Source organism: Akkermansia muciniphila (genome assembly GCF_900184965.1).
GTDB classification, from domain to species: domain Bacteria; phylum Verrucomicrobiota; class Verrucomicrobiia; order Verrucomicrobiales; family Akkermansiaceae; genus Akkermansia; species Akkermansia muciniphila_A.
Genome location: NZ_FXYA01000002.1, coordinates 57,334 through 77,784 on the forward strand (window position 1 = coordinate 57,334; position 20,451 = coordinate 77,784).

Sequence of the window (20,451 nt, forward strand, 5' to 3'; positions counted from 1 at the left end):
TACCGGAATTGTAAAGCGTTCCGGACTCCGGAGCAACAGAGCCGGGGTCCGCCAATGCCGGCACGGAGCAACAAGCAGCAATAACCATTAATGCTAAAGTCTTTTTCATTTTTATGTATGATGGACTGATTTGTTAGAGGAATATTCTCTGCCCTTCATATATCGGATTCCTAATCCGCCCTTTTTTCTCTCAACTGGGAAAGATGGAAAGAACTCTTTTTTATTCTCTAAACAAATTTTCAATATGCTTATTTTCTGCAACTTATGAAAAAATATAAATGAAGCGCAGAATAATTTTTTTTTGCAGCCGCTTTGAAATTGCTGTTTAGAAACAGAAATCCTTTTTCTCAGAAGAGAAAAATCGTGATAATATCTTCATATCTGAAATGTTAGGTTGACCTCGGATTAGGAATTCGGTTGTCTTTTTCCAGCCCTCAAAAAAACAACATAATATTTTCATATTCAATAAGAATCACTCTTCTCCCCCTCCACTTCCAAGACCTTTTTCTTGAAAAAGAACCTGCCCCAAATTATGCTCCCGCTAGCTGTAATATCATTTCATCATGAAATTTTTCAAAACAACCATTGCCATGGCAACCCTGCTGGGCTGTCTGCCCACGTCTCCGGCAGAAGTTGCCTTTCCGGGGCCTGCTCCCGGAACAGCCAACGCGGAACAATCCGCTTCCGGCTATACTCTTTCCAATAATATCCTGACGGCCAAATTTATCCTTCGGAACGGCAGTCTTTCCTTCGGGGGAATGACTTCCAAACTGGGGCCCGTCGCCAAGGCAGGGGGAGACTTATTTATCATCAATCTTCAGGATGGACGGAGCATTAAATCCTCCGATCTGAAAGCGGGAAACGTCAAGTTCACCGCCCTCCAGCCCAATCCCAAAGCGTTCAGGCTGGCTGACCGCTTCCCGGGAAAAGCCGTCAGCGCCACGTTTCAGGCTCTGAACGGCGCCCTTCGCATCTCCTGGCGCGCCGTGCTCAGGGATCATTCCCATTACCTGCGGCAGGAACTCCGCCTGGCATGTACGAAACCCATCCAGATGAAAAACATCATAGCGATGCAATATGACCTGGTAGAAGGGAAAGCCGGAGCGCCCTCCGTCTCCGGCAACGCCAGAGGCGCGCTCATCGTCAATGACCTGGCGTTCACTGCCCTGGAAACTCCCATGGGCATCAATACTGTGGGGGGCGCCGGAAATACGGCAGGGGGAGAAACCGCCAGCTGGAGAGCGGACAAGTGGTCCACAGCTTCATGGACAGGAAATTTCAATGTTCCCCAGGAACTGAAAAAGCAGTACGGAGAACAGGTTTCCAGTGCGGAAGGCCCGGTTTCCATTGACGGCAAAGGCGTATGCGCCGTCACCTTCCAGTATAAGGGAGGGGACAAGGGCAACAACAAGCTGAACCTCGCCGGCGTGCAGCTCCTTTCCTCCAAGGGGGCCGTCCTTGATTCCGATTTCCACAACGGCAACACCGGAGATTCCAATGCCGGCAACACTTACACGGTGCAAGTTCCCTCCAGGGGAAATTACATTCTGCGCTACTGGGCCCAGACCAAGAGCGAACCGATTGCCAGCAAGGGGGAAATCACCTTTTCCCTGCCCGTGCGCACGCTGGAGGAAAAGCAGGAAGCCCAGGCGGGCGAATCCCGGCTGGCCCAGGGTCTCTGGAGCCGTAAAACCACCATGCAGCCCGGGGAAATATGGGACGTATCCTCCGTTCTCGGAATCTTTGCCCCCGGCCAGCAACGCCGCTCCTTCCTGGCCTATATGGAACGGGAACGCGTGATGCCCTACCGCCCCTTCATCCATTATAATTCCTGGTATGAACTGAACATCAACCGCAACAATGATTCGGACCCCGCCAAGCGCATGACGGAAGAACAATGTCTGGCCGTCCTGAAAGACTGGCAGGAACAGTTTTTCCAGAAACGCGGCATGTCCATTGACGCCTTCGTCTGGGACGACGGCTGGGATGAATTCAACAGCCTGTGGGATTTCCACAAGATGTTCCCGCAGGGCTTCAAGCGCATTGACGCCGCCGCCGGAAAACAAAAGGCCGGCATCGGCACGTGGCTGGGGCCGGTGGGGGGCTACGGAGCCTCCAAGGGCAAGCGTCTCGCCCACTGGAACGTGAAGCATCCGGACAACAAAATCGGCAACTTCCAGCTCTCCAACAAGGAATATTTTGACGCCTTTGTGGGCCGCTGCTCCCAGATGGTGAAGGACTACCATATGAAGTACTTCAAATTCGACGGCATCAGCACCCACTTCCATGCCAAGGGGCCCGGCAACGAGGAGGATGCGGAAGGCATCATCCGCGTGCTGAACGCCCTGCGCAAGAAAAAGGGGGATCTTTACATCAACTGTACCGTAGGGACCTGGGCATCCCCCTTCTGGTTCCGTTACGCGGATTCCGTATGGAGGCAGGAGAATGACTTCGGCACCATCGGAACGGGCGACAACCGCGACAAATGGATTACCTACCGCGACCGCCTGGTGCATGAAGTCTTTGTGCAGGGCTCCCCGCTGATGCCCATCAATTCCATGATGACTCACGGCCTGATGGTCACTAAATTCGGCCCTCCGGCATGCATGCCCCGCGACCCGGAAAACGTCAAGAAAGAACTCCGCTGCGCCACCGCCTGCGGCACTTCCCTCCAGGAGCTTTACGTGGATCGGGACCTGATGAACGCCAACGGAGGAGTCCTGTGGGACGAACTGGCCAAGGGGATCAAATGGATCCGCCGCAATGCGGACGTTTTGGACGACGTGCACTGGGTAGGCGGCAATCCGTGGAACAGGGAAACTAACGAAGGGTCCGTATACGGCTGGGCCGCATGGAATAAAAACAAGGCCACCCTGGCCCTCCGCAATTCCTCCGACCAGGAAAAGAGCCTGACCGGCACCCTGCGCAGCATCCTGGATATTCCCGCGAACGTCAAGGGCTCCATCACCTTCAAGGATTCCTATGACGACCAGCGGACGCTGGACGGCTTCTCCGGCAGTTCCGTAAATATTGACAAGGAACTCTCCTTCACGCTGAAGCCCTTTGAAGTGCTGGTGTACGAAGGAGGCAAGGTCAAATAAAACCGGCCGGCCCGCACGCCCGGCCAAGCCGGAACGGCGCTGGAAAAACATGTTGAGGGAGGCGGGTATCCCGCCTCCCTTCTTTTTTCCCGCCCGCACAGAGCCCGGGTCAGAATGTTTTTTCAAACGTCACCGCTTCCAGCGGATTGGCAGGGTTGACCGGCATCACCAGGCATTCCGCACCTTCCCCGCCCGGGTACAGCGTCAGGCTGCCGCCGGAGGAATAGACGATGGAGATGCCGTAATATCCCCCTTTTTTCACCAGAGACCAGGTGCCGCGGCAGGAAGAAACGAGGTCCTCCTCCAGCACGGAAAGGTTCTCCCTCTCCTCCGGGCGGGAAATCCACCTGCCCCATGCCTCCGGACGGGGAAAGGAAGAAATCTCGCACGTCCCGTCTTCATTCAGGAGAAGCGTGGAAGAACTGACCTGGAAAAAACGCTTCAGCTCCGGAGGGCGGAAAAACCACCGCTCCCTGGGGGAGGATTCCACCTCATACTTTCCGGACAGGTCCCGCAGGTCCGGCTTCTGAATCCACAGGAAAGTTTGTTGACACGCCGCCTGGCGGCACGCCAACCCCACCACGGCCAGCAGGGAAAGGAACGCCAGAACAAACGCCCACAGAGCCAGCCGCTTCCTCCACCACGCATAAACGGCGGCCAGCCCCGCCACGCTGCCCGCGCAAACCCAGAACCCCCAGGAACGGGAAAGGAAGGTCAGGGCATCCGCCAGCACGGAAAATCCATGAGAAAGATCATTCCACATAGGCGCTCCAGAATCTCCGGAACATGGTTAAAGTCAAGACAACAATGCCGCCTTTCAAAGCACGGCCCGCGGGCCGCGCCCCGCGGAAAAACTCCCGTCATGACCCCGGAAAATATTCCTCCGCACTTTTCTCACGGACTCCAATCAGGTAAAGAAGCATCTGAACCATGAAAAGCGCAGCACATCATCAGGGGCTTTCGGAACAGCAGGTTCTGGAAAACCGGACCAGATACGGAGTCAACATCCTGACTCCCCCGGAAAAGGAGCCCCTGTGGAAGCAATTTCTGGAGAAATTTTCAGACCCCATCATTAAAATTCTGCTGGTGGCCCTGTTCCTGTCCGTAGGCGTGGCCTGCTATCAGTTCCTTACCGGAGCGGAACCGGCCAGCGTCTTTCTGGAGCCCGCGGGCATCCTGGCGGCCATCCTGCTGGCCACCTGCGTGGGCTTCGCCTTCGAGGTAAGCGCCAACAAAAAGTTTGAAATCCTGAACCAGGTCAATGACGACACCATGGTCCAGGTCATCCGCGGCGGCAATATCTGCGAATTGCCCCGCCGGGACGTGGTGGTGGGCGATATCGTCATCCTGAACACAGGGGAGGAGGTTCCGGCGGACGGCGTCCTGCTGGAAGCCGTTTCCCTCCAGGTCAACGAATCCACGCTGACGGGGGAACCCCTCATCGGCAAAACCACGAATGAGGCGGAATTCAAGAAGGACGCCACCTACCCCTCCAACCACGTTCTGAAAGGAACAACCGTGGCGGACGGCCACGGCGTCATGGAAGTGACGTCCGTGGGGGACAGGACGGAATACGGCAAGGTTTATGAAGGCTCCCAGATCGACAACAAGGTGCAGACGCCCCTCAACCGCCAGCTTTCCAGGCTGGGCGACCTCATCACCTGGGCCAGCTACGCTATCGCCGCCCTCATCATCATCGGGCGGCTTACCCTGTACTTCTCCCACCTGCCCGGCCCCGTGGAATGGCTGGGCGCGGGGACCTATATTCTGAATACCGTCATGATCGCCGTAACCGTCATCGTCGTCACGGTGCCGGAGGGGCTGCCCATGAGCGTCACCCTGAGCCTGGCGTTGAGCATGAAGAGCATGCTTGCCAACAACAACCTGGTGCGCAAGATGCACGCCTGCGAAACCATGGGGGCCGCCACCGTCATCTGCACGGACAAGACGGGCACCCTGACGCGCAACCAGATGAACGTGTACAAGGCTGACTTTTACGGGTTGGGGGACGCCGCCCCGGCGGAAAACGAGCTGGGGAAACTGATCCGGGAGGGAATCGCCGTCAACTCCACCGCCTTTCTGGATTACGCGGACCCGGAACATATCAGGGCCCTGGGCAATCCCACGGAAGGAGCGCTCCTCCTGTGGCTGCACGGGCTGGGCGTGAATTACCTGGACCTGCGGGAAAACGCCCGCGTGCTGGAACAGCTTACTTTCTCCACGGAACGCAAGTACATGGCCACCGTGGCGGAATCCCCCCTGCTGGGCAAAAAAGTCCTTTACGTGAAAGGCGCGCCGGAAATCGTGCTGGGCCTCTGTTCCACCGTCCTGACTCCGGAAGGCCAGGTTCCCGCCGCGGACATGCGCCCCTCCATTGAGAAACAGCTCCTGGCCTATCAGAACCAGGCCATGCGCACGCTGGGCTTCGCGTACCGCGTTCTGGAGGATGACGCCCCGGTATTCGAGGACGGCCGCATCATCCGCAAGGATCTGGTTTATCTGGGCATCGCCGCCATTTCCGACCCCGTCCGGGACGATGTGCCCCAAGCCGTGAAGGACTGCATGGACGCGGGCATCCGCATCAAGATCGTCACGGGGGACACCCCCGGCACCGCACGGGAAATAGGGCGCCAGATCGGCCTGTGGACGGAGGAGGACACGCCGGACCGCCTGATGACGGGAGTGGAGTTTGAGCAGACCCCGGATGCGGAACTGCTGGACCGCGTGATGGACCTGAAAATCATGTGCCGCGCCAGGCCCATGGATAAGGAACGGCTGGTCAAGCTGCTCCAGAAGAAGGACCAGGTAGTGGCCGTCACCGGGGACGGCACCAACGACGCCCCCGCGCTGAACGCCGCGCAGGTGGGGCTTTCCATGGGGGACGGCACCACCGTAGCCAAGGAAGCCAGCGCCATCACCATTCTGGACAATTCCTTCATGAGCATTTCCCGCGCCGTCATGTGGGGGCGTTCCCTGTACAGGAATATCCAGCGCTTCATCGTCTTCCAGATGACTATTAACGTGGCGGCCTGCCTCATTGTGCTCATCGGCGCGTTCCTGGGCACGGAATCCCCCCTCACCGTCACGCAGATGCTCTGGGTGAACCTCATCATGGACACCTTCGCCGCGCTGGCGCTGGCCTCCCTGCCGCCGGACGAACGCGTGATGCGGGACCCGCCGCGCAAGACGACGGACCACATCATCACCCGCCCCATGGGGCGGAACATTCTGGGCGTGGGCATCCTGTTCGTCGCTTTCCTGTTCGGCCTGCTGCAATATTTCAAGCATGCGGACATTACCAGCCTCACGCAGTTCAGCCTCAGCGGCTACTTCCACAGCTACCTGGACTTCTCCACCCCGGAACATGAACTGACAGGTTATGAACTGTCCCTGTTTTTCACCATTTTCGTCCTGCTCCAATTCTGGAACATGTTTAACGCCAAAGCATTCAACACGCACCAGAGCGCCTTTGCACGCATGGGCGCCAGCATCGGGGGCTTCGGGGTGGTGGCTTTGCTCATCCTGGCCGGGCAATACCTCATCGTCACCTTCGGCGGCAAGATGTTCAACGTGGTGCCCCTGAGCTGGACGGACTGGGGCCTCATCTTCGCAGGCACCTCCCTTGTCCTGTGGTTCGGAGAACTGGCGCGGGCATTCACGCCGGACAAATCCGCAGGCCGCCCGTAAACCGTCCGGAAGCAACCTCCCGCGCATGACACGGACGGCGACGCCGCCCGGAAAACCTTCTTTCAACAAAGAAGCCCGCGGGCGTGTCACTCCCTGCATGGACCTGACACGCCTGACGGGCTCTATCTCCGGCCCCGCCGTTTTCCTCTGCCTGCTTTCCCTCTTTTTTTCCGCGTGTAAAAAGACGCAACAGGCGCCGCATGAAACGCCCACGATTATTTACGAACACCCCGTTACCATGGATATTCCGGTGACGGGCAGCTGGGTGGGCCACCTGGACGGCGTGGACAACGCCTCCATCGTCCCCCAGATTACGGGCTACCTGCAAACGCAGAATTACGCCAATGGCGCTATTGTGAAGAAAGGGGAAGTTCTCTTCCGCATTGACGATTCCACATTCAGGGACCAGGTATCCAAGGCCAAAGCCACCCTGGCGCAGGCGCAGGCCCAGCTCCAGCAGTTGAATTACGACGCGGAGATTTACAGGCCCCTGGCCGCGGAGAACGCCATTTCCAAACAGAAATACGAGGATACGCGCCTCTCCGCCCTGGCCGCGGAAGCGCAGGTGCAGCAGGCGGCGGCGGCCCTGGCCCTGGCTGAGAAAAATCTTTCCTATACGGTGCTGTACGCGCCTTTTGACGGAATAGCCGGCATTTCCAGGACAAACATCGGCGACCTGGTCAGCCCGGAAAGCGGCCCCCTTGCCGTCGTCTCCTCCGTCAATCCCATCCGCGTCAATTTCGCCGTCACCCAGCAGGAATGGATTCAGCAGGCGGGCAAGAACGGGAATGAGGGCGTCCAGACGGGCAGCAAGCTGGACATCACGTTGAAAGACGGGACCAAATACCCGGAACAGGCCACGGTAGTGGCCATTGACCGGGCGTTTAATCCCCAAACAGGCACCATCCGCGTACAGGCCAACCTTCCCAATGCGGACTACCTGCTGCGCCCCGGCATGTTCATCATCGCCACGGCCCGGCTGGCCACCGTCAAGAACGCGCTGACCGTTCCGGCGAAATCCCTTCTTTCCACGCAGGGGCGCTTTTTCGTCATTGTTCTGGATGAGGGCAGCCACCCTTCCATCATTCCCGTACAGGCCGGGACGCAGCTTGGAGACCGGCAGCAGGTTATTCCCCTGAAACCGGATTCCCTCACCCCTCAAAGCAAAGTGGTCGTGGACGGCCTTCTCCAGGCGGAAGCGGCCTCCAGAAATCCGGCCGCCCGCCTGAAAGCGGTACCCTCCAGCAACCAATAAGCTCCTCCCGCCATGGCTGATTTCTTCATCAAGCGCCCCATTCTTTCCATCTGCCTCTCCGTCATCATTGTCCTGCTGGGGGCCTTTTCCATTCTGCGCCTGCCCATCTCCGAGTACCCGGACATCATTCCCCCCTCCATCCAGGTGACGGCCACTTATCCCGGGGCGGACTGTGAAACGGTGGTCAAATCCATCGCATCCCCCATCGAACAGCAAATGTCCGGCGTGGACGGCATGTCCTACATGACTTCCGTCAACACCAACAACGGGCAGATGAGCATGATGATCCTTTTTGAAATCGGCACGGAAGCCAACATGGACCAGGTGCTTTCCTACCTGCGCTACGGGCAGGCCACCTCCCAGCTGCCGTCGGAAGTCAGCGCGCTGGGAGTCTCCCTCCGCAAGACAAGCGGGCTGCCCGCCCTGGTCGTCAGCCTCTATTCTCCCCAGGGGACTTATGACGGCCTCTGGCTGGCCAATTACGCCTATATCAATATGGTGGACGCCATCAAGCGCGTGCCCGGAGTAGGAGACGTGCAGGTGTTCGGAGCCGGCCGCTACGCCATGCGCATCTGGCTGAACCCGGAAAAGATGGCCGCCCTGAATATTACGGCCCGTGACGTGATGCTGGCCGTTCAGGCCCAGAACGCCGTGAATCCCGCGGGCAAGATAGGCGCGCAGCCCGCCCCGCCGGACCAGCAGCTTTCCTTCACCGTAAAAGCGCCCGGACGCCTGACCAGCGTGAAGGAATTCGAAAATATCGTGGTGCGCGGGCAGGACAGTTCCATCGTAAGAGTGGGAGATATCGCCCGCGTGGAACTGGGTTCGGAAACTTACAGCCTCAGTTCTTCCGTAAACGGCATGCCCGCCGCTTCCATCGGCATTTACGAGGCGCCCGGCGGAAACGCCATCCAGCTGGTGGACAACATCAAAGCCCTGCTGAAAAATACGGATATGCCGCCCGGCATGGATTACCTCGTTTCCCTGGACTCCACGCTGGCCGTCCGCGCCGGGATTGAAGACATCGTCAGCACGCTGGTGATTGCCCTGGGACTGGTGGTGCTGGTCGTCTTCATTTTCCTCCAGGGCTGGCGCGGCACGCTGATTCCGGCCTTTGCCGTTCCGGTATCTATCGTGGGCGCCTTCATCGCCTTTCCATTGTTCGGCTTTTCCATCAATACCATCTGCCTGATGGGGCTGGTGCTGGCCATCGGCCTGGTCGTGGACGATGCCATTGTGGTGGTGGAAGCGGTGAAGAACCATATTTCCAACGGAGAAAAGCCCCTCCAGGCCACCATTGCGGCCATGAAGGAAGTATCCGGCCCCATCGTCAGCACGGCGCTGGTGATTTCCTGCGTCTTTATCCCCACGCTGCTGCTGCCCGGCGTCACAGGCAAACTGTTCGAACAGTTCGCCGTTACCATCGGCATGTCCATCATCATTTCCGCCTTCTGCGCCCTGTCCCTCAGCCCCACCCTGTCCGCCGGGCTGCTGAAAGGGGGAAAAGCGGACTCCATTCCCCTGCTGGGGCCCTTTTTCAAATTGTTCAACAAGGGGTTCAACAAGGCGCGCGACTGGTACGTGGAAATCTGCGCCGGGCTTATCCGGCACATGTGGCTGTCCATCCTGCTGCTGGCCGTCATGACCGCCCTTCTCTTTCCCCTGGCCAGGCTTATTCCCAGCGGATTCCTACCCAATGAAGACCAGGGTTACCTGTTCGGCGGCGTGGAACTGCCGGACAATACATCCCTGAACGTCACGGCGGACACCGCCGCGCGGATTGAGCAAATCATCAAGGAGGATCCGGGCGTGGACGTAGTCACCACCGTAAACGGCTTCAACCTCATCAGCTCCGTCCAGAGCTCATCCAACTCCTTCTTCTTCATCTCCCTGAAACCGTGGTCCGAACGGACTGCTCCGGGCATGACGGCGGACGGCATCGCCGCGCGCCTGAAAAGCAGGCTGAACGTGGAAATTTCCTCCGGCGTGGCGTATGTGGTCCCGCCTCCGCCCCTGCCTGGCGTAGGAACGTCCGGGGATGTCACGTTCCTGCTGGAAGACCGCCAGGGCATCGGGGAAAAATTCCTGGCCGCCAATACGTCCAAATTCATCGAGGCGGCGGAAAAGAGGCCGGAAATAGCGGACATCAGCAATTTCATGTCTCCCTCCAACCTTCAGTACAACCTGAATGTAAACACGGAGCAGGCCACCCTCCAGAATATGGACGTGGATGAAATTTACGCCACCATCCAGGCCTACATGGGAAGCGCCTTCCTGAACAACTTCAATATTTACGGGCAGGAATGGCAGGTGTACATGCAGGCGGACGCGCCGTACCGGGACAGCATCGACAAGCTTTCCATGTTCTACGTGCGCAACAATGAAGGAGATCCGGTTCCCCTGGATTCCGTAATCAACGTCACGCACGGCTGGGCCCCGGAATTCCTGATCCGCCAGAATATGTTCAACAGTTCCCAGCTCAACGTCACCCCGGCTCCGGGCTATTCCTCCGGCCAGGTCATGAACGCCCTGGAAGAAGTTTTCGCCCAGACCATGCCATCCGGCATGGGATACGACTATTCCGGAATGAGCTACCAGGAAAAACAGGCGCAGAAAGGCATCACCATCGGCATGATTTTCGCGGCATCAGCCGTGTTTGTCTTTCTGATTCTGGCCTCCCTGTATGAGAGCTGGTCCCTGCCCGTAGCCGTCTTCATGACTGCCCCCATTGCCATCCTGGGAGCATTTCTGGCCCTGTGGATTACCGGGCTGGACCTCAACATTTATTCGGAAATCGGCCTCATCGTCCTAATTGCCCTGGCGGCCAAAAACGCCATCCTCATCGTGGAATTCGCCGTGCTGGAGCTCCGGCAGGGCACGGACCTGCTCACGGCCACCCTGGACGCGGCCAGAATCCGCCTGCGCCCCATCCTGATGACCAGCATCGCCTTTATCATGGGCTGCCTTCCCCTGGCCGTCGCCACGGGAGCGGGCGCCGCTGCGCGGCAGGTGGTGGGCGTCGGGGTCATCGGAGGCATGTTGACGGCCGTCTTCATCGGGGTATTTTTCATTCCTTCCTTCTTCTACCTGATTGCCAAGCTCGCCGGGCTGGATAAAAAAGCGGCGCGGAAACTTCAGGAAAAGGAGCAGGGAGCCCCCGCCCCTGCGAAGCTGGCCGAATGACGCTCCCGAAACGGGCAAACCGGCTCCCGCACAGCTTCCCGTCCCCTTACATCCAGAATATCCAGGCCCAGAACGCCTTCACGAACACGAGCACCACGTTAATCAGCAGCCCCACTTTTACCATGGTCATCTGTGGGAATCTCCCCGTAGCGAAGGCCAGGGCGTTGGGAGGAGTGGAAACGGGGAGCATGAAGGCGCAGGAAGCTCCTATGCCCACCAGAAGCACCAGCGGCGTAGCAGACATGCCCATGGCGGAGGCCACCGTGACCATCAGCGGGGCCACCAGGGCCGCGCTGGCCGTATTGGAACAGAATTCCGTCAGCGACGTGATGAAGAGGCTGATGATGAGCAGGATGATGATGGGGCTCTGCCCCATGGCGAGAGAAGATACCTGATCCGCCAGGAATCCTGCCGCCCCCGTCTGGACGAGGATGCTGCTGAGCGTGATGCCGCCTCCGAATAAAAGCAGGACGCCCCAGTCCGTATTTTTGGCGATGCCGCCCCAGTTGATCACCCCGCACAGCGGCAGCAGCACCGCAGCGCTCAGCGCGATGAGCGTGTCCATGGACGGAATGCCGCCCAGAGCAGAGGAAAGGAAACTGCTGCACATCCAGCTCCCGGCCACCAGCACGAAGAGAATAAGAACACGCACCTGCCTGGCATTCAACCGGGCCTCCGCGTTTTCCCCTTCCGCCGGCTCCATATCCACATGCATCCCCAGATTCGGGCGGAGGAACAGATACATCAGGAAGAAAACAATCACCCCGAACACCAGGACAATGGGCATGGCAATCCGGAACCATTCTGCAAACCCCATGCCGAGTTCATGCGCCGCAATGGCGTTGGGAGGAGACCCTACCAGCGTTCCCATGCCGCCGATGGAGGCGCTGTACGCCACCCCCAGGATGGCAAAAGGAGCCGTCGTTTTCAGTCTTTCCGCCGGAATGCGGTCCAGAAGGCCGATCACCAGAGGGAGCATCATCGCCGCCGTGGCCGTATTGGACATCCACATGGAAAGAAACGCCGTAGCCAGGAAAATCAGAATCAGAGCCATCCCCAGACTCCCGCGGGCCATCCGGAGGATTTTTCCCGCCAGCCAGGCATCAATTTTCTGTTCGTGGAGAGCGCCGGCCAGGGCAAAGCCCCCGAAAAACAGGAAAATGGTGGGATCCGCAAAACCGGACAGCGCCTTTGCCCCCGGCAGAATCCCCATGAACATGGCAAGCACCGGCACCAGCAGGGAAGTTACGGTTACGTGCAGGGCTTCCGTCAGCCACAGGATGCCGATAAAGGTGAGAACAGCCAGCCCCCTGGCTACCTCCGGTTCCACGGGAAGCCACTTGAGCATGGCCAGGAAAAGAAGCACGTCACACGCAATGATGATGTAATTGCGGTGCCCTTTGGGAGTGTCTGTAGTACGATGGCGCATAAAGTAAAGATAAACGACGCTATTTTCTTTGTACGCATCAGAAAAACAGTGTCAATCCTTTTCCATAAAACCCCGGAAAAAGCCTTCCCCGGAAACAGGGAAACACGAATCAACCGCCGGCTTGAGAATACGCACGGCGCGCATCACCGGGAAAGCCGCGCCACCTCTTCCCGCTCCTGAAAAATGCAGGAAATCCAGATATGCAAAAAAACCGCCGTGCCATTGCACGGCGGCTTGTAAAAACTGTTTGATTGACGCGCGAAGGGACCACCTCCGCCCGGGCAATTATTCGGCGGCGGGTTCAGCAGCCTTCTTGGCAGCCGGCTTTTTGGCGGGAGCCTTCTTGGCGGCGGCAGCCTTGGTTTCAGTCTTTTTGGCCGGGGCCTTGGCCGCAGTCTTTTTGGCGGGAGCTTCCTTGGCGGCAGGCTTGGCATCCTTGGCAACGGGAACGGCCAGACGGATAGGCGCATTGGAATTCAACTTGGACTGTTCCTTCTTACGCTTGAGGTATTCAATACGTCTGCGGCGCTTGGTGACTTTGCGGATTTGCTGTCCCATAGTGATGATTGCTATGATATTTACTAATTCTTACGAGCTCCATGTGGCACATGGGCGTGGATACAACTACCAACCCCACCTCCCTTACGCAAGCACAAAGCGTTATTAAGGCACAGAAAGGCGGAGGCAGTCCCCGGGTTCCCCAATCCGTGCGGGAGAGGAAGACAACCGGGGCGAAGGAGGTTTTACCACAATTTCAGCGCATCCACCCGGACCGGCTGTTCCCAGCGCAGATGGTTCCGGATGGCGGAAGCGATGAATTCCAGGCCGCGCTCCACCGCCGCAACCAGTCCATCCCCGGCAGCCAGCCGCGCCGCGACGGCGGCGGACAGGGAACAACCCGTTCCGTGAGTGCTCACATCCTGTACGCGCGGGCGCTCCCATTGCCCCAGCAGACAGCCGTCCGGGCCGACCAGCACGTCCCGGCAGTCCCCCTCCAGATGGCCGCCCTTCAGAAGGACGGGGCATCCGTACCTGACGGCGAGGCGCGCGCCGGCCTCCGGCAGTTCATCCCTTCCCGGATTCACGGAAGAGCGGAGCAGGACGGCAGCCTCATCCAGATTGGGAGTAAGCAACGCCGCTCCCGGCAGCAGAAGCTCTTCATAAACAGCCACCGCCTCTTCCCGCATCAGGCGGTCGCCCGCCGTAGCGATCATAACCGGGTCCACCACAACGGGAACATCCGCCCCGGCCAGCACCTCATGCACCGCACGAACGATAGCCGGGGAATACAGCATGCCCGTCTTCACGGCGCGCACGGGAAAATGTTCCAGATTGATGCGCACCTGGTCAGCCACCAGCGCAGGGTCCACCTCCTGAATGCCGCGCACTGTCCCGGGCGCCTCGGACACGACGCAGGTAACGGCCGTAAGCGCAAACGCCCCCATGGCATGGGCCGCTTTCAGGTCAGCCTGGAGACCGGCCCCCGCGGAGCAGTCGGAACCGGCAATCGTCATCATTACGGGAATACTCATGGCCCTGTTTTTAATCGGGAAGAAAGCTCTTGAACATCCAAAAATCCGCACGCGCCGCCTCAATGTCACAAATCCGGGTGGGAAAACAAGGAGGGAATGCCACAATCATCTCATGACGCACGCCTCCCCCGCCCCGGATGAACAGGAATTCTGGCTTTTCATTCAGGATGCCCCTCTGCCGGCCGCAGAGGAATTGCAGGAGAGCATGTTTCGCCTGGACGGCTGTTTCCGGCTGAACCTTTCCGGTGCGCCGGAAAACGCTCCGGACCATGTGCTGGAAGGAGAATATCTGGATGAAGAGGGAGAATCCCAGCTGGACGTATTCTGGGTCATGGAAACGGACGACGCGCGCCAGGCGTTCAAAAGGGACAACGCGGCCCTCCGGCAGATAGGGAACCGCACCAAAATGCTGCGCTTCATTCTGGAGGACGAATATGCCCTAGGCCATGTATTCGCCATGATTCACGCCATACTGGAACAACGGGACGGCCTGCTGGTCATTCCGGACTCCCGGGGGAACGTTATTCTGGAACGGAAGAAAGCTTTGGATTTCCTGAACAGGGAAATCCGGGAAAGTTAACGTTTCTGCGTCTGCGGAGCAGAACCGCCCTCACGCTCCGCATTCAGTTGAAGCGCCTTCTTTTTCCAGACTTCCGCCATATCCGCATCCTGAGAGGTTCCCTTTCCGGTGCTGTAGCAGACGGAAAGCATCAGCATGGCGTTGACGTGATTCTGCCCGGCGGCCAGCCGGAGCCAGTTGAACGCCTTTCCCTCATCCACAGGCACGCCGGAACCTTCCAGATAAGCCAGTCCCACGATATACTGGGAATGGGCGTCTCCGGCCGCAGCCGCCTGTTCATACCACTTCATGGCTCGCTCCATATCCCGCGCCACTCCCTGCCCCTTTGCATAAATGTTCCCCAGATAGACGGACGAAGGCGTATTCCCTCCGTTGGCGGCCTTCTCCAGCAGCGCCAGGCCGGAAGCGGCATCCTTCTCAAAACCCATCTTCCCCTCCATGTAAGCCCGGCCCAGCAGCCCCATGGCAGCCGGATGTTCCTCATCCGCCGCCTTGCGCCACAGCCCCAGCGCCTTGTTCAGATCCTGATCCGCGCCATCCCCCTTGAAATACATCATTCCCAACATGTACAGGGCGTTCCCCCGCTGGGTTCCCGGGCGGCCAAGCCCGTACTCAAACCACTCCCTGGCCGCTACGGCATCACGCTTGATTCCCGTCCCATACAGGAACATGGCGCCGATAACCGTTTCCCCGGAGTACCCGGAACCGGTCTCCGCCACGGAATCACACCAGGAACGCACGTCCAGCGGATGAACCCAGCCATTCTGCAACCCCTCCGCATACAGAGCGGCCACATCATTGAGGGCTTTTACATGCTCGCTGCCATTTTCTTTCTCGCGGCCGGCGCCGGCCACAGCAGCGTCCAGGCGCTCTCTCCATATTTCCGCCTCTTTCCGCACCGCAGACGGCTTTTCCCGTTCCGCTGAAGGAGCAGCCCGCTTTTCCCTGGAAGAAGGGGCGCGGTCACATCCGCTCAAAAAAAAGAAGGCGAAGGAAGCCGCCCATAAAGAGACAATTTTTTTCATCATGGCCATTACCATAAGACAGCCTCATCAGGCTGCCAAGAAGAGAAATGACGGAAACGCCGCATCCGCACGCCGCGGAAGGGAGAAGCCGGAGAGCCGGATTTCCTCTTTTTGCATTGAATATTTTCCTCTTTTTGCTCTACTGAAACCAGTTCAACCTCTGATGAAATTCGTTCTGCCCCTGTATCTCTTGACATGCCTGGGCCTGGCGTTCCTGGTAAGTTTTTCCTGCCGGGGTTCCGCGACGGAACTTCCCGTAAAATACGTCTTCGAGCTGTCGGATGAGCCGGTGAAAGTGCATCCCGGCAAAATAGATACCAAAAGCGTTTTCTTCCCCAAATACGCGCGCGGCACGTCTCCGGAAACCCTGAAGCGGCAGGCCGCCCTCTTCCAGTCCAAGGCCTCTCACGAGGCCTCCAAAAGCAAACCGGCCATCAGCATCCACATGAATGACGACAAAACGGAAAGGGACGTCCATGAGCGGTCAGGCTATGAATTTCACCATGCGGAAAACCAGGAAGACATTGTCATCACAACCGAGACGCCGGACGAGGAAGTCTGGCTGAACGCCGGGGATCCGGACAGTCCCTTTTTCCATACGCCCCGTTCCGCCGCCAATACGGGAATTCGCGGAACCGCTACACCTTCCGATTCCTGGCCCGCCTGGAATGAAGAAGAAGTCAACCTGCACATGAACCTTCCGGAATCGGCGCCGCGCCCCCTGGTAGTGCAGCCGGCTCCATCCGGAGCCATCCGCACCATCATCAAATCCTTTAACGGAACCGTTTTTGAAGCGGATGCGCAGCCCATGCATCCCGTCTGGGATCAGCTTCCGCCCGGATACGTTCCTATTCCGGCTCTTCCGGCCTATCAGCCCGCTATATTGAAGAAATTACAATAGGAGGGGGGCAGAAAGCCTCAGAACTTGAAGCGGACAGCCCCGAAAACAGACCATCCGTTAAAGGCTTTGGCCGTTGCCGAATCCACATGGCTGGTGACATACTCTACAGCCAGCATCAGCTTGACTGCATTGACGGCCTCCGGACACAGATAGCAATTCAGCCCCAGGTAAAAGGAATGCATGCTGTCCACCCATGCGGGGTAATGGGTGACGCTGGGCACATAACGGGTATTCAGCTTCACAGAACGGTTCCCAAAGGAGCACTGGTATTGAAAGACGCCCTCAAGATGCGGGGAAATCCGGTAAATGGGCTGCAACACCAGTCCGTACACATTCTTTGCGCCAGGCTGACCTACAATTCCCACGCCTGCCAGTAAATTCCCCATGATGGAGAAAGCGCCGCGGCTGGCGTCCCAGCTCAGGGAAATCACGTCCTGCGCCCCCGTTCCGCAGTAATCGGACGAGGAAGGGATTTTCCTTCCCCGCCATTCCGTAAAATTATGGGCATACTGGTACCCCAGAAACTGGCTGTCCCACATGGGAGAAGCCACCTTCCACTTCATGGCGTTCAGGAGAAACAGGTTGTCCGCGGAATGGAACTGGATTTCATCCTTCAAATCCGTACCGTTCGCATTCAGGTAAACGCCGTAGGAATGGTACAGGCTCTTGGCATCCTTCTGAAAATTGGCCTCCAGCCCCCAGTTGGAAATAGGGATTAATTCATTGCACAGGGCGGACCTTTCCACTGTTTTAATCCGTGAGGAAGCCAGGCAATATTCCGACGTCAGGTGAGGCGTCAGCTTGCCGGCCCTGAGCTTGACGCCGGACATGGTCTTTTCCAGATAAAGTTCATACAGGGACCACTCCGTGTGGCTGCCTATCCATTCTCCCCGCACTTCGCGGTGCCGGCCTTCCAAATCCCCTACATTCGTCAGATTGGACAGACGCCAGGAACCGTCCCCCATCAGGATGTCGCCGCCCAGGTAAGCGCGCCTCCACCCGTTGTTATGGCCGCCGGAAGAAGCGCAGAATTTATTGGCTCCATTGGGGCTGACGGCTGCTGCCTGATACTGGCCGATCAGCGTCAGCTTCACCTTCCTGATCCATGAGGAATCATTCCGGTACAGCACGGGACCGCGGTCCAGCACCCGGCACAGGGACGGCAGAGATTCCCCGGAAACCGGCTGGAACTGAGTTGCTCCCACACCGGCTTCCGCCGAAGGAAAGGCGGCACACCAGCAAGCGGCCAACAGGGACATCCCCGGAAAAACAAGCTTCATCATAGGTTAAACAAACAAATTGGGCGCACATCTTAAGGAGCCGCCTTTGAAAATCAAGCCCGGATGTTCCTTTCGACATCACAGGTTTCTGAAAGGGTTGTTACAAAGAACGGCAATGGTGAACGCAGCGGTACGCCCTTACGGAGCGCACTATCAAAAGGCTTAGGGACGCAGGTTTCGGCACGGCCTGGAGTTATGGCGACATCAGCCTGCGTATCATCGGCCTGACGAATGGGGGCCATTCCTCATCATTCCCGACGCGATGGAGAAACCATAATGAAGTTCCCTGGCATCATCGCTAACGTTTACCGGCTCCAGCGCATCATTCCGGCAAGCTTTCCCTCCCGGCCCGCATGGAGGAACATGCCTGAATAACAACCTCCCGCTCCTGCGGGGAAAGGCCGTAAATGTCTTCCATCAGCACATTCATCCGCTCATCCCCTTCCGGACAATAGCGAACCGCGAGCGCGTCCGCCAGCCTTTCCGCCTCCCGCAACAGGGGAAGGCCGGGCACGCGGATGGGGGCCCGGAGGATAGGGGCGGTATCCATCTGGAAAAAATCCCCCTGCATTTTTCCCCGGCGGAGAAACCAAAACTGCATCAGGCGCGAATTGAACAGAGCCGCCAGATATTTCATGCTCACGCGTTCCGAGCGAATCACGTTGAATGCCATCATCACATAAGCCTCCTTTTCCGTATAGGAGAAGGTTGGACGGGCACACTTCCTGACGGCCAAGATTTTGGGGCCGGGACGGAAAAAACGCTCCTGCCGGGGCCAGTGCACATGGTAGTATTTCATGCGGCCCATGCGTGTTTCCCGCCGGGCCTCCATCAGGGGACGGAACTTTTCCAAATGGCGCAAAAGCGTAACGGCCTGCTCCGCTCCGTTGGACGGGGTCAGATATAACAACACCTTCTCAGGATCGTTCAGCGCATGCCGCCCTGCCTGAACAGGTTCATACAGAGGCTTGAGAAAACGCCGCTCCCGTTCCGGAAGCAGGTCAACATACCCCTTAGGCACGACGAATACCCCATCCCCCCTCCGGATTCCGAACCGCCGCACTGTTTCCGGCCCCAGATTCTCCAGAGCGCGGGAGGAAACGACGTCTGGATTCGGCACAATCCCCTGCGTCATTTCCTTTGCGGCGTCCAGCCTGAAATTCCGGCACGCCTCCATCTTTTCCAGAAGACGCCGCTCTGCTGAAGAGCAGAAGGACAATCCTTCCCTGACGCACGTTTCGACATCTTCCGGCAGGGGAAACCGACGGTACGGCTCATGTTCCAGAAATGATTCCACTTCATTCACGGAGCCGCCAAAACGGCGGTATTCCGGAACCAGACGCTCGCCTCCCTCTCCCTTTTTCTCCGCCAGAACAGTCATGGTATGGACGCGGGCGGATTCAAACACGCGGCAGGCTCCGAAATCCGATAAGCGCAGCAAACCGCAATCTTCCAGCAGCTTGCGGCGGAGAAAGGCGGCTCCGGCATTAGCCATCCACTTGTTGGGAACGACCAGATGCATCACGCCCCCCCGCTTCAGGGCATCCAGCCCCACACAGGCAAACACGTACCAGTAATCCATGCGGGAAGAACAGTAGGAAGCAAGAGAAGAACATTTCAAGCGGTCAAATAATTCCTTGTTCCCTTTTTCCCCGACAAAAGGGGGATTGCCGATCACCAGGTCAAAGCCTCCTTCCTCCATGACCGTTGAAAGGCCCTGCCGCCAAACGCCGGAAGCGGACATATCCAGACTGTCCCCGCACAGCAGGCGATCCCGTAACTCCCCCTTTCCTCCGGCGGCGAGCCATGCGCAACGAAAACGGAAACGGGCCACTTCCAACGCCTCCGCACAGACATCCACTCCGTAAATATTCTCTTCCAAAACGGAGCGGATTAAATCGGACTCCGGACACCCCGGTTCCAGACGCTTTCTGCGGGAGACAAGCTCCCGGAGCATTCCCATGGTGAATGCTCCGGCCCCGGCGGATAAATCCAGCACACGGATACTTCCCAGCAACCCGGCTTCTTCATCACCGCTCCTGGGAGCAGGCAATCTGGATTCCAGCCAGGAAGATACCGCTTCCCGGGCCATCCAGCGAACAAGAAAGCCGGGGGTATACACCGTCCCGGAACGGCGGGCATCCGTCAGGAAACGCCCCAGCAATCCTTCCAGCACGGCAGGAGTAACAGCCCGGCAGACATCCTCTTCCCTCAAGGAAAAAGCGAATCCCCCCGGCAGCCGGCCCTCACGGCCAGCCTGCCGTTTCAGCAAATTATTCATCACCGCCTCTTTCAACCGCCCCCAGGTTTCAGGACGGCCCCCGCTGCCCTTCTCCACGGCGAAACACTGAGCTATAAAACAATCCTGAACGTTCCGCTCCTTCACTGCGGCATTCGTACACTACTGGAACGGGCCGCGCAATCAAAAGGAGAAATTGTCCGGGAAGCCAGCTTCAGAACATTCATGCCAGGAATGCC

13 protein-coding genes are annotated in these 20,451 nt (G+C 58.2%); 6 read left to right on the top strand and 7 right to left on the bottom strand.

What is annotated here, in order from left to right:
- Window positions 1-563 precede the first annotated feature (563 nt).
- A complete protein-coding gene (locus CI070_RS00440) occupies window positions 564-3,101 on the top strand; it encodes a hypothetical protein (protein WP_094136604.1) in 2,538 nt (845 codons plus the stop codon).
- 109 nt (window positions 3,102-3,210) lie between these two features.
- Here the strand turns inward: CI070_RS00440 and CI070_RS00445 are convergent, their stop codons facing one another.
- Window positions 3,211-3,864: a hypothetical protein gene (locus CI070_RS00445; protein WP_094136605.1), complete on the bottom strand. Its 654-nt coding sequence runs from the start codon at window positions 3,862-3,864 to the stop codon at window positions 3,211-3,213.
- 167 nt (window positions 3,865-4,031) lie between these two features.
- On the opposite strand from CI070_RS00445, the gene CI070_RS00450 reads away from it, so the two are divergent.
- The 3 genes from CI070_RS00450 (at window position 4,032) to CI070_RS00460 (ending at window position 11,226) form a co-directional block, all read left to right on the top strand.
- The gene (locus tag CI070_RS00450) at window positions 4,032-6,788 is read left to right on the top strand and encodes a calcium-translocating P-type ATPase, PMCA-type (protein WP_094136606.1); all 2,757 of its coding nucleotides are present in this window, start codon (window positions 4,032-4,034) and stop codon (window positions 6,786-6,788) included.
- A gap of 97 nt (window positions 6,789-6,885) precedes the next feature.
- The gene (locus tag CI070_RS00455; protein ID WP_179218420.1) at window positions 6,886-8,043 is read left to right on the top strand and encodes an efflux RND transporter periplasmic adaptor subunit; all 1,158 of its coding nucleotides are present in this window, start codon (window positions 6,886-6,888) and stop codon (window positions 8,041-8,043) included.
- A 12-nt stretch (window positions 8,044-8,055) separates the two neighbouring features.
- On the top strand, window positions 8,056-11,226 hold the full coding sequence (locus tag CI070_RS00460) for an efflux RND transporter permease subunit (protein WP_094136608.1): 3,171 nt from the start codon (window positions 8,056-8,058) through the stop codon (window positions 11,224-11,226).
- 46 nt (window positions 11,227-11,272) lie between these two features.
- Here the strand turns inward: CI070_RS00460 and CI070_RS00465 are convergent, their stop codons facing one another.
- From CI070_RS00465 to thiD, 3 genes are all read right to left on the bottom strand, one after another.
- Window positions 11,273-12,655: an SLC13 family permease gene (locus CI070_RS00465; protein WP_094136609.1), complete on the bottom strand. Its 1,383-nt coding sequence runs from the start codon at window positions 12,653-12,655 to the stop codon at window positions 11,273-11,275.
- Window positions 12,656-12,940: 285 nt separating this feature from the next.
- Window positions 12,941-13,213, bottom strand: a complete 273-nt coding sequence (locus CI070_RS00470) for a hypothetical protein (protein WP_012419280.1) — start codon at window positions 13,211-13,213, stop codon at window positions 12,941-12,943.
- A 185-nt stretch (window positions 13,214-13,398) separates the two neighbouring features.
- Entirely contained in the window at window positions 13,399-14,187 is a 789-nt protein-coding gene (gene thiD, locus CI070_RS00475; protein WP_094136610.1) for a bifunctional hydroxymethylpyrimidine kinase/phosphomethylpyrimidine kinase, read from the bottom strand.
- Between thiD and CI070_RS00480 the strand changes: the two genes are divergently transcribed.
- On the top strand, window positions 14,186-14,767 hold the full coding sequence (locus tag CI070_RS00480) for a hypothetical protein (protein WP_094136611.1): 582 nt from the start codon (window positions 14,186-14,188) through the stop codon (window positions 14,765-14,767). The two genes, thiD and CI070_RS00480, sit on opposite strands and share 2 nt — an antisense overlap.
- On the opposite strand, the gene CI070_RS00485 is transcribed toward CI070_RS00480, so the two are convergent.
- Window positions 14,764-15,795 carry a tetratricopeptide repeat protein gene (locus CI070_RS00485; RefSeq protein WP_179218422.1) on the bottom strand — a complete coding sequence of 344 codons (1,032 nt, stop codon included), beginning with the start codon at window positions 15,793-15,795 and terminating at the stop codon, window positions 14,764-14,766. The two genes, CI070_RS00480 and CI070_RS00485, sit on opposite strands and share 4 nt — an antisense overlap.
- A gap of 160 nt (window positions 15,796-15,955) precedes the next feature.
- Between CI070_RS00485 and CI070_RS00490 the strand changes: the two genes are divergently transcribed.
- A complete protein-coding gene (locus CI070_RS00490) occupies window positions 15,956-16,693 on the top strand; it encodes a hypothetical protein (protein ID WP_143245643.1) in 738 nt (245 codons plus the stop codon).
- A gap of 17 nt (window positions 16,694-16,710) precedes the next feature.
- Here CI070_RS00490 and CI070_RS00495 read toward each other — a convergent pair whose 3' ends face one another.
- Both CI070_RS00495 and CI070_RS00500 read right to left on the bottom strand, forming a co-directional pair.
- The gene (locus tag CI070_RS00495; RefSeq protein ID WP_094136614.1) at window positions 16,711-17,976 is read right to left on the bottom strand and encodes a hypothetical protein; all 1,266 of its coding nucleotides are present in this window, start codon (window positions 17,974-17,976) and stop codon (window positions 16,711-16,713) included.
- Window positions 17,977-18,295: 319 nt separating this feature from the next.
- A complete protein-coding gene (locus CI070_RS00500) occupies window positions 18,296-20,311 on the bottom strand; it encodes an Eco57I restriction-modification methylase domain-containing protein (protein WP_094153257.1) in 2,016 nt (671 codons plus the stop codon).
- Window positions 20,312-20,451 lie beyond the last annotated feature (140 nt).